This window comes from Bacillus sp. BR3(2024) (assembly GCF_039134555.1).
Taxonomy (GTDB): Bacteria; Bacillota; Bacilli; order Bacillales; family Bacillaceae_G; genus Bacillus_A; species Bacillus_A cereus.
The window spans coordinates 1,074,157-1,087,985 of sequence record NZ_CP152433.1 but is presented as its reverse complement, the minus strand read 5'-3'; the positions used below and the strand labels follow the sequence as shown (position 1 = coordinate 1,087,985).

Sequence of the window (13,829 nt, the reverse complement as noted above, 5' to 3'; positions counted from 1 at the left end):
AAACTGAGTTGTTTGCCTTTTTCTATACTTCTATCTATTATATCAACCTTTTGAAAAATTCGTTTGCACCTCTTGAATTGGCCAATATCGCAAATCAACTTTACCGACGACTGTATCAGCTTTTACAAAGCCAAAGTGTCTACTATCCCAACTCCCGAGCCGGTTATCACCTACTACAAAAATAAACCCAGGTGGCACCAGTTTTTCTTTCGTTAACTCTTCTAATGTAAAGTCGCCTGTTAGTTGCCTTCCGTTTATCTCTTTCTTATACTTCTCTAAATACGGCTCATCAATAAATTGACCGTTTATATATAACTTATCCTGCTTATATTCAATATGATCTCCAGGTAAACCGATAATCCGCTTTACATAGTCCTCTTTTTTATTCGCATGAAATACCACAACGTCAAATCTGTTCAAGTCCCCAACTTGATAACTCACCTTATTTACAACTAGCATATTGCCATCTTGCAATGTCGGCATCATTGACTTCCCCTCTACAACATACGTTGAAAAGAAAAACGTTCGAAAAAATACAGCTAATAATACACCAATTAAAATTGTTCGTATCCACTCCATGCCTTCTTTTTTCAAAGTTTTCTTCATCTGCTTCTCCCCTTATCCTTTAATACTGAAGCTTTCCTTTACAAAGAAGACTATTCTTAATGTAGTTCTAACTTTACTTCGATTTTCTTACCGACATACCATAAAATAAAAATACCAATCGCTACAATAACTGATTTCACCGGATTATGAATAAATGACATTAAATCATGACCGATATACGTTAAAATAAAAATCATCACAAGTTTTCCGAATGCTAACGCTAGACCAAACTGTTTTACACTAATTCGGGATAAACCAGCGACAACATTTATGAGCGCTGACGGTGTAAACGGAAAACAAAATATAACAAAAATCGGTGCGAATCCTTTCCTTTCAATCCACCCCATTGCTTTTCGTACTCTCTCATGCTTATTTACAAACGAAAAGAAACGACTGCGACCAAAATGGCGGATGATGAAAAAGACAAGTAATGCACCCATTACTGATCCAAGCCATGAATAAAGAAAACCGAGCCAAAAGCCAAATGCAACAGCATTCGCCAGTACAAATACGATAAGCGGTAATGCTGGAATCAACGCCTCTATCATCGGTAAACCAATACCAAGAAGTGGTCCGAACGCTTTATAACTCTCAACAATATGATCCATATTTTCTGGTGAAAAATACTCTTTGATTGTCTGAAAATCCATTCTACACTTTACCCCTTTACTCTAAATACTATCCCTACTGTATCATTGCTTATATGAAAGAGGAAATGGTAGATACGACATATGGAGATGTATTTATTAAAGTTTCCATATCTTTCATAAGAATTCCTTCATTATTTAGCTATGATAATCTATCAATATTCGACAGGACGTGTCATTCGTTTTGTTATTTAGATTGTTTTTTTGATTTTTTCGGTAAATGAAATTACAATGGTGATTTTCTAAATATAACAATTACAACTCGGTTTTTCTAATATATCGCCTTACCTACAAAGACTGATAAAGTGAAACTTTAATCAGTGGGGATTTTGTTGATCCCCCGCTTAACTTCTTTGCTTTCGCTGAATTTTGAGGCGGGGGTCTTACTGCCCACAAATAACAGGATAAACAAAAAAGAATGGGGATTCCCCCATCCTTTCACACTTCGCCTTCCTTCACAAAATACACACTCTCATAAGCGGGTCTTAATGTTGATTCCTCTTTTTTATCAACCTCTTTAAAACAAGGATTCCCTTGTTTTTTCCTACGATCTTCATATTCAGTACGTAATTTCGCTGTACGATTTTGTTGATTTTCAAAACTAGTTTTTGATATCTCTAATTTCACAGCAAAGCCATTTATAAATCTAATAATAAGATTTCCATCTTTTAATTCTTTATTACTTTCAATATAAAAATGAGACAACCAAGCACACTCTTTTCTAGAGTAAGAATAGGTAGGGAAAAAATAAAGTTGATCTGCTGGACTAATCGCAATCGGTGCTTTATGTGTAATATGAGTTAACTCTTTCGTTCCTTCTTTTCTGCCTAAGAAACTAGAGCCATGCTTGCGGCAACTTCTTTCTATAATATCTAGAGGTTTTTGAAATACGAAAAAAGAATCATTCATTTCAACGACTCGCGTAACAATTTTCTTTTCACTTAGAATAACAGGAAGTAAGGCCATCGTATTTTTCGTTACAACATAATTTTCGACATAGCGTTCCACTTTACTTTCCATACTCCATTATCTCCTTTTTTCCATTTATATTAGCAGCTGCATATATAATTTTAGCATCTATGAAAAGGAAATAGCTTACAAGTTCCGCTTTTTTACAATTTTTTATCATTTATCAAACATTTGTTAAATAAAAAAATCACGATATAGTAATGTTTTAATTTTAAAGTTATAAAAACAGCATTTATACTACCTATAAATATTTATTATCCCTTCCTATTTTCACATCATGAAAACAATTAACTTTGCTATAATTAAAATGTAAATCCAATATATGGAGGGCCACTATGGAGGAAAAAGAGATCCAACCATCGATTCAAATGAAAAATAGTAGCGTCATTATCGTGAAAAACTCAGCTAGTATTATATTTGGTTTATTTTTCATTCTGCTATTCTTTGCTAAACCGTTTCGTAAATCAAGATGTCCAGAATGTAAAAAACGTGAGAAGAAAAAATTAGAGCAAGAACAATAAAAGGCCTTCCTTTATGGATTGCCTTTTTACATTTGTAGCATCATTTTATTTATTCTTCTCCCTAAAAAAACAACTATATTTTCTCCCAAGGTTCTCTACATCTTTTTTGATTTGTAATATGATCCTTATATAAAACATGAGAAAGAGTATTACTTGTTACCCGCTTTTAATTTTTATTAAACACTTCAAATTTGTACATCTTTATCCATCACTAACAATTCGTTAATTAGTTAACTTTGTAATATAAGTTTTGTATATAATGTCATTCAAAAACACAATATATATAAGTAGCTATTTATAATTACATTGCTTTTTATCGAATTCCAAAAAGGAGCTGTATACTATGGACAAAGAAAATCTATTAAGCCAGCAGGTTAATAGCATCCCCTCAGATGCTCTGAATACCCCTAGTAAGGAACAAGAACAACTGTTAGAAACATCATCTCAAAACGTACAAAATTCCAACAACAATGCTAACAAAAAAGATGTTACTCAAGGTCTATCTGGAAAAGATTCCCCTATTTCAATAGAGAATACAAATTTATAGTTATTTACTATCATACGCAGCAAATGCTCTTGCTGAACTAATTCTTCTACAGAAACTAATACGCATTCCAGATAATTTTTCACTCGTTGTAACATAGAAAAAGAGATTTAGATATAAAAACAAGCTCTGGGAAAACTTTCTCCACAACCTAAAAAAAGGATGGCATTAGCCATCCTTTTTTCCATCATCAACTATAAAATTATAGTTTGATTACGTTTTTAGCTTGAGGTCCACGGTTACCTTCTTCGATTTCGAAGCTAACTTTTTGGCCTTCTTCTAGAGATTTGAAACCTTCAGTTTCGATTGCAGAGAAGTGTACGAATACATCGTTTTCGCCTGGAACTTCGATGAAACCGAAGCCTTTTTCGTTGTTAAACCATTTTACTTGTCCTGTTACTGCCATGATTATTTCCTCCTAAGAAAATACAAATTTTTAATTTTTTAGTCTTCCTGTCTAAAAAAAGAATCCACACATTATCAAATACGAAACATAAACTAGTTCTCACATACTTTTTCTCGTTCGTTTTCAGCACTTGATAACATATGGATTGCTTAATTTAACTATTCAACTGACATCATCATAGCACATTAAAATAAAATGTACAATCTTTTTCGAAAATAGAATTTCTAATTTTTAGTATTTCTTATAAAATATAATTATCTCTATTCTAAATAAGGAGGAGTTTATGACCAATAAAATTCCTAGAAAAACATTAAAAAGAATTGAAGAGGATATTGAAAATAATAATCTTGGAAAAGCAAGAGATAGATTGCATGGCCTCATCTTTACATACCCAAATGAATTACATCTTCGAAAAAAACTCGGAGATATTTATTATACATTACAATATCCAGAAATGGCTGGACGTTACTGGTATCTAGAGGAGCATAAAGTGAAACTTTAATCAGTGGGGGTTTTGTTTATTCCCCACTGATTATTAGTTGAACCAATCGGGCTTTTCCGGGCAGTTGATCCCTCACCTAACTTCTTCGCTTTCGCTAAATTTTGAGGTGGGGGTCTTACTGCCCGTTAATGCGGGATAAAACAGACATTATGCATGAATCATGTTTATTATTTGAAAAATCAATGGGAAATAGTCCTCATCATATTGCACGTGCTTTAAAGTTTAAAGGCGATTCTAACCATATAAAAGGTTTGTATAAAGATCAACCTTTATCTTCAGTGCAGAAGAAAGTAGCAGAGGAGTTAATTTATGAGTATAAAGAAACATGGCAAGATAAGCTAGTTCCTTTTTGCTGTCTAGCATTGCTTGCTTCCCTTCTCTTTTCTGCCGTTGTTGGTCTATTTACTATTTGGAATTGGATTTTTTAATCACAGGGGGAATTTTCACATGTCAAACTACGCTAAAGAAGAAAGGCTAACAGGGGGAAACGTCTCAAGCGTATATCGTTCTGAAAATACTGTTCGGCGAGAGTTAAAGTCAAATAGTGAAAAGATTCATAAGTTATTGCAACATTTAGAAAATAAAGAATTTCATTATGCTCCAAAGTTTTTAGGTGTAGATGAAAAGGATAGAGAGATTTTATCCTTTATTGAAGGAGAAGCTGGCAATTATCCTTTAAAAGAATATATGCGATCTAATGATGTATTAAAAGAAATCGCAAAGATACTTCGCCTTTACCATGATGCTGTAAGTGATTTTCCGTTATTAGATGATTGGAAACCGATGGATCACACTCCAAATAACATTGAGGTTTTATGTCACAATGATTTTGCCATATATAACATTATTTTTAATAATGAGAAGCCAGTAGGGATTATTGATTTCGATGTTGCTGCTCCTGGTCCAAGACTATGGGATATCGCTTATACACTTTATACTTGTGTGCCTTTAAGTAGAGTGTATTATACAGAATCCGGTGAAGCTGTTCATTATGACTCATCGCAACATGCAGATCGTATTAAAGAGAGAATAAATTTGTTCGTTCAGTCCTATGATAAAAATATGAATGAAGATTACTTAGGAATGGTGTTGCTTCGATTAGAAGGATTATGTACATATATGAAACGAAAAGCGCAAGAAGGCGACTTGAATTTCCAAAGAATGATTGATGAAGGACATCTAGAGCATTATGAGAAAGATATAAAGTTTATTCGTGATCATAAGGCTGAGTGGAGTTGATTTGATTTAGTAATAAAGAAAAGGAAGTATCGTTTTTTGCCGACAACTCACTCTCTCTTTTCGAATCGTTTAGAAAATAACAAGGGGCACCCTTCAAAAAGGTGCCCCTTCCTTTTATTTCGTAAACTGTGCTTCTTCCGTAGATCCTTTTAACGCTGTCGTTGATGAAGTTCCGCCCGTAATCACTTGTGCAACTTCATCAAAGTAACCTGTTCCTACTTCGCGTTGATGACGTGTTGCAGAGTAGCCATGTTTTTCAGCTGCGAATTCTGCTTGTTGTAGTTCAGAGTATGCTGCCATGCCGCGCTCTTTATAGCCACGTGCTAGTTCAAACATACCGTAATTTAATGAATGGAATCCAGCAAGTGTTACGAATTGGAACTTGTAACCGTAAGATGCGATTTCCTTTTGGAAGCTTGCAATTGTTTTTTCATCTAGTTTTTGTTTCCAGTTGAATGAAGGTGAGCAGTTATATGCAAGTAGCTTCCCTGGATGCTCCTTATGAATTGCGTCCGCAAATCGTTTTGCATCTTCTAAATTTGGTTCTGACGTTTCACACCAAACGAGGTCTGCGTACGGTGCATACGCTAAACCGCGCGCAATTGCTTGATCAAGACCTGCATTCGTACGGTAAAACCCTTCTGGTGTTCTTTCTCCTGTAATAAATGCTTTATCAACAGGATCGATATCGCTCGTAATTAAATCAGCTGCATCCGCATCTGTTCTTGCAACGATAATTGTCGGCACTCCCATTACATCTGCTGCAAGGCGTGCAGAAATTAAATTGCGTACTGCTGTTTGCGTTGGTAGTAGTACTTTTCCACCTAAATGGCCACATTTTTTCTCTGAAGATAATTGATCTTCAAAATGCACACCTGATGCACCTGCTTCAATCATACCTTTCATCAGTTCGAATACATTTAATTGCCCACCAAATCCAGCTTCTGCATCTGCTACAATCGGTACGAAATAGTCTGTATCATCGCTTCCTTCCATATGCTGAATTTGATCCGCACGTTGAAGCGTTTGATTAATTCGTTTTACTACAGCAGGTACGCTGTTCGCTGGATATAAACTTTGGTCTGGATACATATGTCCAGAAAGGTTTGCATCAGCTGCTACTTGCCAACCACTTAAGTAAATCGCTTTTAACCCAGCTTTTACTTGTTGCATCGCTTGGTTTCCTGTTAATGCGCCAAGTGCGTTAATATAGTCTTCTGTATGAAGCGATGTCCAAAGCTTCTCAGCACCGCGACGCGCTAAAGTATGTTCAATATCAATTGACCCGCGCAGGCGAATTACATCTTCTGCCGAATATGGACGTGTGATCCCTTTCCAACGCTCATCTAATTCCCAGCTTTCTTGTAACTTCTCGATTCTTTCGTTTTTCATTTGTTCCATCCCCTTTTCATTTTTTATAAAATTTCATAACCCGGTAATGTTAAAAATGGTACGAATTCATCATTTCGAACGAGATCTGTAAACAACGTTGTCGCCTCTTGGAATCTCCCTTTCTTAAAGGCTTCCTTACCAATCTCTCTTTCTATTTTTGCTAATTCTTCTTCTTTTAGCTCTTCCATTAATTCAAGCGTAATATTACGACCATCATTTAGTTTTCCACCTTCATGACGAATCCATTGCCATACTTGTGCTCTTGAAATTTCAGCTGTTGCCGCATCTTCCATTAAGTTATAAATGGGTGCTGCTCCCCGTCCGCTTAACCAAGATGCAATATATTGAATACCTACGCTAATATTCATGCGAAGGCCCTCTTCTGTAATCGTTCCCACCGGTACCTCTAGTAAATCGTTTTCTGTTACACATATTTCTTCACGTTTTCTAAAAATTTGATTTGGTGTTTTCATAATGTGATTAAACACTTCCATTGCAACCGGTACAAGTCCAGGGTGGGCAACCCAAGTCCCGTCATGACCGTCTAAAGCTTCGCGTTCCTTATCAGCACGCACTTTTTCAAAAGCTGCTTCATTTGCTTCTGGATTATTTTTAATCGGAATTTGTGCCGCCATTCCTCCAATTGCTGGTGCATTACGGCGGTGACATGTTTGAATTACTTTCAAAGAATACGAACGCATAAATGGCGCCGTCATCGTGACTTGTGCTCTATCTGGTAGTAAGAATTTATTATGATTACGGAAACTCTTTAAAAAGCTAAAAATATAATCCCATCTTCCGCAATTTAAGCCAGCAGAATGATCTTTTAGCTCATATAAAATTTCATCCATTTCAAACGAAGCGTGAATCGTTTCCAGTAACACAGTTGCTTTAATCGTTCCGTTTGGAATGCCGATATATTTTTGAGCAAATACGAATACATCATTCCATAATCTCGCTTCTAAATAACTTTCCATTTTCGGTAAGTAAAAGTATGGGCCGCTCCCTTTTGCTAAAAGAGCTTTCGCATTATGGAAAAAATACAAGCCGAAATCTACTAAACTACCCGACATATTTTTCCCATCAACTTGCATATGCTTTTCCTCTAAATGCCATCCTCTTGGACGTACAATGAGTACAGCTGTTTTCTCATTTAATCTATATTCTTTCCCTTTATCATTTTCATGTGAAATCGTTCCCTTTACTGCATCTCGTAAATTGATTTGCCCTTCAACTGCGTTTTCCCAAGTTGGTGCATTCGAATCTTCAAAATCCGCCATAAAAAGATGCGCTCCTGAATTTAAAGCGTTAATGACCATCTTTCTATCTACTGGTCCAGTAATCTCTACGCGGCGATCCTCTAAGTCTTTTGGCAGCTTGGCAATTGTCCAATCCGCTTCACGTATGTGTTTTGTTTCTTCTAGAAACTTCGGAAACTCCCCTGCATCAATTCTCTGTTGTTTTTCTACACGTTTTTGTAAAAGTTCTATGCGGCGCTCATTAAAATTCTCATGTAGTTCCTTCAAAAAACTAAGCACCTCAGGTGTCAATATTTCGTTGTACGCTGGTAACATTTCTCCAACGAGTGTAACCCGTGAAGTTTGCGTCGACATATTAGCATCCCCTTCTTAAACTGTTTTATAACAGATTTGATTTCATGTTTTATATTATATAACAAATCTTCAGAAAAGGAAGTTTTTTTTGAAAATTCATTTCATTTTTTTTCAAAACGCCATTCTTTCGTGCTTTATTTCATACAAAAAAGGCCACTGTTATACAACAACGACCTTTTTGTATTATTTTTAAATTTCACTTTGACTAGTTAAACTTTATTACTGCCCTTGTTCCATATCATGCAATATTGCTCTATGTAAAAACTGTGCGTATTGTTCTCTCGTTACCTTCATAGACGGACCGAATTTACCTTCTCCGATTCCCATTGTAATACCATTTGTTTGTACTGCACTAATTGCATTCGTTGCCCATGAATTTGCTGAAACATCATTAAAGTTATGAGATCCCTTTGCCTGTAAGTCAAAAGCATTCGTAAGAACTTGTGCCATTTCCGCACGCGTTAACGTCGCCTTCGGTCTAAAGTTTCCATTCTCGTCTCCCTGGAAAATTCCCATTTCCGTTAAAGCCAATATCTCCTCGATAAAGCTTGTTGAATTTTCATCAATATCTCCATATGGGTTTTCATATTCATCTTGTTCTTCCATATCAAACACACGGTAAATTAAAGCTGCAACTTGCTCACGTGTTACATTATCCCCAAAACCGAATATTCCATCGCCATATCCCAAAATAATTTCTTGTTCCGCTAATTCATGAATTGCCTCATATGCCCAATGTCCTTTTGGTACATCTTTAAATACAATTGTATTTGTTTTTTGCAACGGTGCACTTTCCGCTTTTACACTGTTACTCTCTACTGAGAATAACACCCCACCCATAATTGTTAATGCTGTAGCTGTTTTTAATAATTTTTTGCTCATCAAATTATCTCCCCAATATGTATATGTTTTTTTAAAAATATACAGAATAAATGGTATAGTGACAATATATTTTCCGACACATTTCGTGACGGTTTTGTGAATCATATTACACATCATGTCTTTTTCATCGGGTTGATTATAAAGCTTGTGTATAACCATAAAAATACATAAATGCGAATAATAATTCTTTTTTAAACAAACAAAAAAGCACAAATATTTCTATTTGTGCTTTCATATTTTACTCTACTTCCAATCCTCTTTCAAATGATAATTAATAATCGCATTATTAATAAACTGAGCATATTGTTCTCTAGGTACAGGGCGATTTAATTCATACATGTCATTCCCAGTTCCTCTTACAACATTATTAGATTGTAACGCACTAATTGCATCTTCTGCCCAGTGGCCTTTTGGAATATCTTTAAATGTATGTTTTTGTTTCGTTTCAAAATGAAATGCTCGTTTTAAAATGACAGCCATTTCCGCTCTAGAGATTGGTGCTTTCGGCCTAAAATTCCCTTGGCCATCCCCTGAAAAAACACCACGTTTTGTTAACGCCAAAATTTCCTTTTTAAAAGTTGTTGTACTATCAGAAACATCTTTATATGGATTCGCTACTGGCCCTTCTTCTTTTATCTCAAGTGTTCTGTAAATAGTCCCAGCTACTTGTTCACGTGTTATAAGATCGCCAACACCATACTTCCCGTTTCCATACCCTAATATAATTTTATGATATGCTAAATCCATAATAGCATCATATGCCCAAAATCCGTATGGAACATCTTCAAACACAATCATTTGTGGATACTCTTCCGCTTTTACAGGCGTCACATTCGTCCCTGTAAATATACCTCCTGCCATTGTCGCAATCATCATTACACCCAATATTTTTTTCTTCATTGTCCTCTCTCCCTATTTCATTCAAATAAAATGAACTTCATTGTTTCAGGAGTATTATTTTTTGGTGAATGTAAGATAAAATGTAAATCTTCTAGAAGAAATATTTCCACTACCTTTCTGCTTTATACTTCTTTCTTTTTCAAAAAGGAAGTTGTCACATCTAAGGTGTTATATACTAAAACATTCTACAATCTCTTTATAAACTCCTTTTCACTTTATAACTTCCCTTTATTGGCACCTAAAGGAGATACCTAGTGGAGGCTACTATATTCATGGCTTATATTTCAGAGGTAGCATTCCCCTTCACTGATAACTCGTTTTCGCTGAATTTTGAGGTGGTGGTCTTACTGCCCAGCAAATAACGAGATAAAAAAATCATCCTTTTTTCTTAAAAGAGGATGATTTTTTTATCTTTATTAACACTCAAATATGCTACTACTTTTGAAGAGTAAATTGGGCAACTATTTGTTTTAGTTTTCCTGCTGCGTTATGCATATGTTCAATTGAAATCGAAATCTCTTGAACAGATTTTTCTTGCTGTTGAATAGACTCTTTTACCCTATCAGTTCGGTCAGATGATCTTTGGGAAATTTGAGCCATGTCTTCTGCAGAAGCCGAGATTTCCTCACTACTCGCTGCAATTTCATCTGTAGACATAGATACCGTTTGAATTTGCTCAGATACTTGCTGTACTTTTTCTGTAATTGTTCCAAATACTTTTTCTGTATGCATTACTACTTGTGTACCTGCCTGTACCTCATTATCTACTTTCCCCATCATATGTACCGTATGGTTCGTTGTTCCCATAACTTGAGTAATAAGATTCTCAATTTGTTTTGCAGAATCACTAGATTGTTCTGCTAATTTCCGCACTTCATCTGCCACAATTGCAAATCCTCTACCACTTTCACCAGCACGTGCAGCCTCAATTGCGGCGTTTAATGCTAATAAGTTAATCTGGGAGGTAATACCTTGCATAACATCAATGATTTTAACAATTTCTTCTGATTGTTCTTTCATAGTCTCTACTTGTTTCACACCGCTATGTACCGAATTTTGAATTGTATCCATCTGTTGAATCATTTGTTTCATTAATTTGTTACCATTCTCTGCATCTAATGCTGATTGAGCAGATAATTCATTTACAGAGGATGATGTATTGACTATACTCTGCATTCCTTGTGTCAACTCTTCCAACGCACCCGCAGTTTGTTCCATTGCTTGCATTTGACTTTCTGCACCATTTGCAACTTCTTCAATATCCATAGTGATTTTCTTTGCTGCACTACTAGATACTTCTGATGCAGATACTACTCCGTCTGCATGTTGAAATAAAAGCTGAATATTATTCTCTACTTCTTGCATATTTGTTCTTAGCCCTGCAATCATCTCGTTAAAATTACTTACTAATACACCTAATTCATCTTTAGCAGTATAATCACCATGTACGGTTAAATCTCCTTCTTTCGCTCTTTCCATCATACGACTAACCGTTTGTAAAGGAGCAACTATGAGCTTGCTAATAATATAACTTACTATACATATAACGATTGTAGTAACTACTACAAGAATGATAAAGGTAATAACGGAACGATCAATCATTTTTTGAGAATCTTTAAATACTTGGTCAGCTAAATTTGAAACATACGATTCTAGATCCACTGCATAACCAGCTAACTCTATTCCCTTCGGTTTTAATTCCTTCTGAAATTCATTTACCATTTGTGGCTCATTTGTTGCCTTCGCCTTTTCAAATAATTTTTTATATGTATCTTTATAACTTGGCAAAGATTTCTTCATCTTCTGAAATAGTTCATCCTCTTGCTTACTTAAATTAAAACCATCATCATATTCTTTTAATAAAGAATCATATTTTTTAAGATCCTTTTCAATATTATCAATTATCCCCTCTTTATTTGCCACTTCATTTTGTGATGCCGTAATTAATTCTAGTAAGTTATATTCTAATGAATTTTGTGTACGAAGCATTCCTTCTAATAAAATTGCAGAATATTGATAATCATCTACTACAACCTCTGTATCGTGCTTAATCTTATTAATAGAATTAATTGCTACACTGCTCATAATTACCATACCTAAAACTGCTAATGAAATAAGCGCTAATAATTTATATTTCACTTTTAAATTTTGTAAAAAATACATTTTTCCACCTTTATTCCTTTATATATAGATTTTTAGAATTTTATAGCTTATTATTTACAAAATCGTAATAAAAAGCAATGATAAATATTCCCAATATGAAACTTATATCTCTATAAAAAAAGAAGTAGCTATCATGCTACTCCTTTTTGCTTTGTTTCTCATATTGTTCAAACGTATGAATTCTTTCAAAAATTGGTGGGTGCGTGTATAAGAAAAATTTTACTAACGCAGGCGGATTTACTTGGCTTAAACTTGTTTTTGATAAATATTGAAAAGTTTTCACACCAGATTTCCCATCCTTCGTCATATTTAAAGCATATTGATCTGCCGCTCTTTCTTCTATACGTGAAACGTAGTTTGTTGCTGGTTGTGCTGCAAAAGAGAGGACAGAAGAAATTAAGAAAAATAAAGGTAAAATGGAGAAACATGCTACTTTTGAAATTTGCAATGTATCTCCCCATTTGCGAATACACATATTTATAATACGACTAATTAAAAACATACCTATAAACGATAGCAATACATAACTTGCAACGCCAAAATATATATGTTTCATAACATAATGCCCCATTTCATGGGCCATTATAAATAAAATCTCTTTATCTTTTAACTGCTTAAGTGTTGTATCCCACATTACAATACGGGCGTTAGGGCCAATTCCTGTTACGTAAGCATTTAATGCATTCGTTTTTTCTGACATATTTACTTCATATACGTGTTTAGCAGGAATGTCCGCTTTGTCTGCTATCGCTAAAATTTTCGTTTCTAATTCTTTATTTTTCAGCGTCGAGAAGTCGTTATACAGTGGATCAATAACGACAGGCTGTATGAATGTTAAAAAGATTGTAAATGGAACAGAGAGCGCCCATCCTGCGAGCCACCATCTCTTCGGAAATTTACGGATAAGCCATAATAGAACGGTAACTACGATTAACATAGTCGCATAACTTTCCCAAAAACCGATAACATGATCTTTTATCCAGCTTTGTGTACTTTGTGTTGAAATGCCGTAATCAACGGACACTTTCCGGCCAATCCATTGCATCGGTAAGGCAAGCACTGTTGTCAATAATGATAAATAAAAGAAATAAATCGCAACTTGCAAAACACTTATTTTAGTCGTTTCCTTCGACCATTTCTCAAACTTTCTTGAAATACCTAGCACAAGTACAAATAATAAAATAATCCATTCAAGAGGCGTCGCTAAAAAGTATAGTAAATTTTTCACGCGCGAATAATCTTGGCTTAGCGTAAGCTCTCTCGTACTCATAAACGTTTCTGGATCTGCACTCGTTCCCTTATACATGTCCGGAATAAGTTCATGATTCCATCCAAATAAATACCAATATATAAGTAACGCAAATCCAACGTACAAAAAAAGCGACCAACCGATAACCTTCTTCACGCTATTCCCTCCTCTATGCTGCCTGTCTATTATTATTGTA

General features: G+C 34.9%; 13 protein-coding genes and 2 pseudogenes. 5 read left to right on the top strand and 10 right to left on the bottom strand.

What is annotated here, in order from left to right; all coding sequences use genetic code 11:
* Positions 1 to 42: 42 nt before the first annotated feature.
* From lepB to V7S45_RS05625, 3 genes are all read right to left on the bottom strand, one after another.
* Entirely contained in the window at positions 43 to 606 is a 564-nt protein-coding gene (gene lepB / locus V7S45_RS05635) for a signal peptidase I (RefSeq protein WP_000751919.1), read from the bottom strand.
* A 56-nt stretch (positions 607 to 662) separates the two neighbouring features.
* The gene (locus V7S45_RS05630) at positions 663 to 1,256 is read right to left on the bottom strand and encodes a TVP38/TMEM64 family protein (protein ID WP_000347517.1); all 594 of its coding nucleotides are present in this window, start codon (positions 1,254 to 1,256) and stop codon (positions 663 to 665) included.
* A 435-nt stretch (positions 1,257 to 1,691) separates the two neighbouring features.
* Positions 1,692 to 2,273, bottom strand: a complete 582-nt coding sequence (locus tag V7S45_RS05625) for a competence protein ComK (RefSeq protein ID WP_000444443.1) — start codon at positions 2,271 to 2,273, stop codon at positions 1,692 to 1,694.
* A gap of 284 nt (positions 2,274 to 2,557) precedes the next feature.
* Between V7S45_RS05625 and V7S45_RS05620 the strand changes: the two genes are divergently transcribed.
* Positions 2,558 to 2,743 carry a hypothetical protein gene (locus V7S45_RS05620; protein ID WP_075677594.1) on the top strand — a complete coding sequence of 62 codons (186 nt, stop codon included), beginning with the start codon at positions 2,558 to 2,560 and terminating at the stop codon, positions 2,741 to 2,743.
* 343 nt (positions 2,744 to 3,086) lie between these two features.
* Positions 3,087 to 3,290 (top strand): hypothetical protein, encoded by a 204-nt coding sequence (locus V7S45_RS05615; RefSeq protein ID WP_000356912.1) that lies wholly within the window; start codon positions 3,087 to 3,089, stop codon positions 3,288 to 3,290.
* Between the two features lie 199 nt (positions 3,291 to 3,489).
* Here V7S45_RS05615 and cspA read toward each other — a convergent pair whose 3' ends face one another.
* On the bottom strand, positions 3,490 to 3,693 hold the full coding sequence (gene cspA / locus V7S45_RS05610) for an RNA chaperone/antiterminator CspA (RefSeq protein ID WP_000301522.1): 204 nt from the start codon (positions 3,691 to 3,693) through the stop codon (positions 3,490 to 3,492).
* 283 nt (positions 3,694 to 3,976) lie between these two features.
* On the opposite strand from cspA, the pseudogene V7S45_RS05605 reads away from it, so the two are divergent.
* From V7S45_RS05605 to V7S45_RS05595, 3 genes and pseudogenes are all read left to right on the top strand, one after another.
* Positions 3,977 to 4,183: pseudogene (locus tag V7S45_RS05605) on the top strand (DUF6584 family protein); the annotation flags it as partial.
* A 149-nt stretch (positions 4,184 to 4,332) separates the two neighbouring features.
* A pseudogene (locus tag V7S45_RS05600) lies at positions 4,333 to 4,623 on the top strand (DUF6584 family protein); the annotation flags it as partial.
* Between the two features lie 19 nt (positions 4,624 to 4,642).
* Positions 4,643 to 5,434, top strand: coding sequence for a phosphotransferase (locus V7S45_RS05595; RefSeq protein WP_075677598.1), 792 nt, complete (start codon positions 4,643 to 4,645; stop codon positions 5,432 to 5,434).
* A 114-nt stretch (positions 5,435 to 5,548) separates the two neighbouring features.
* Here the strand turns inward: V7S45_RS05595 and aceA are convergent, their stop codons facing one another.
* The 6 genes from aceA to V7S45_RS05565 all read right to left on the bottom strand — a co-directional run bounded on the left by aceA (position 5,549) and on the right by V7S45_RS05565 (position 13,789).
* Positions 5,549 to 6,826 (bottom strand): isocitrate lyase, encoded by a 1,278-nt coding sequence (gene aceA, locus V7S45_RS05590; RefSeq protein ID WP_000787346.1) that lies wholly within the window; start codon positions 6,824 to 6,826, stop codon positions 5,549 to 5,551.
* A gap of 23 nt (positions 6,827 to 6,849) precedes the next feature.
* Positions 6,850 to 8,439, bottom strand: a complete 1,590-nt coding sequence (gene aceB / locus V7S45_RS05585; RefSeq protein ID WP_257115923.1) for a malate synthase A — start codon at positions 8,437 to 8,439, stop codon at positions 6,850 to 6,852.
* Between the two features lie 219 nt (positions 8,440 to 8,658).
* Positions 8,659 to 9,426, bottom strand: a complete 768-nt coding sequence (locus V7S45_RS05580) for an S-layer homology domain-containing protein (RefSeq protein WP_142292929.1) — start codon at positions 9,424 to 9,426, stop codon at positions 8,659 to 8,661.
* A gap of 138 nt (positions 9,427 to 9,564) precedes the next feature.
* Complete coding sequence (locus V7S45_RS05575) at positions 9,565 to 10,221, bottom strand: S-layer homology domain-containing protein (protein ID WP_257115922.1); 657 nt, start codon at positions 10,219 to 10,221, stop codon at positions 9,565 to 9,567.
* Positions 10,222 to 10,656: 435 nt separating this feature from the next.
* Positions 10,657 to 12,384, bottom strand: a complete 1,728-nt coding sequence (locus tag V7S45_RS05570) for a methyl-accepting chemotaxis protein (RefSeq protein WP_257115921.1) — start codon at positions 12,382 to 12,384, stop codon at positions 10,657 to 10,659.
* Positions 12,385 to 12,520: 136 nt separating this feature from the next.
* Complete coding sequence (locus V7S45_RS05565) at positions 12,521 to 13,789, bottom strand: M48 family metallopeptidase (RefSeq protein ID WP_000755729.1); 1,269 nt, start codon at positions 13,787 to 13,789, stop codon at positions 12,521 to 12,523.
* Between the last annotated feature and the right edge of the window lie 40 nt (positions 13,790 to 13,829).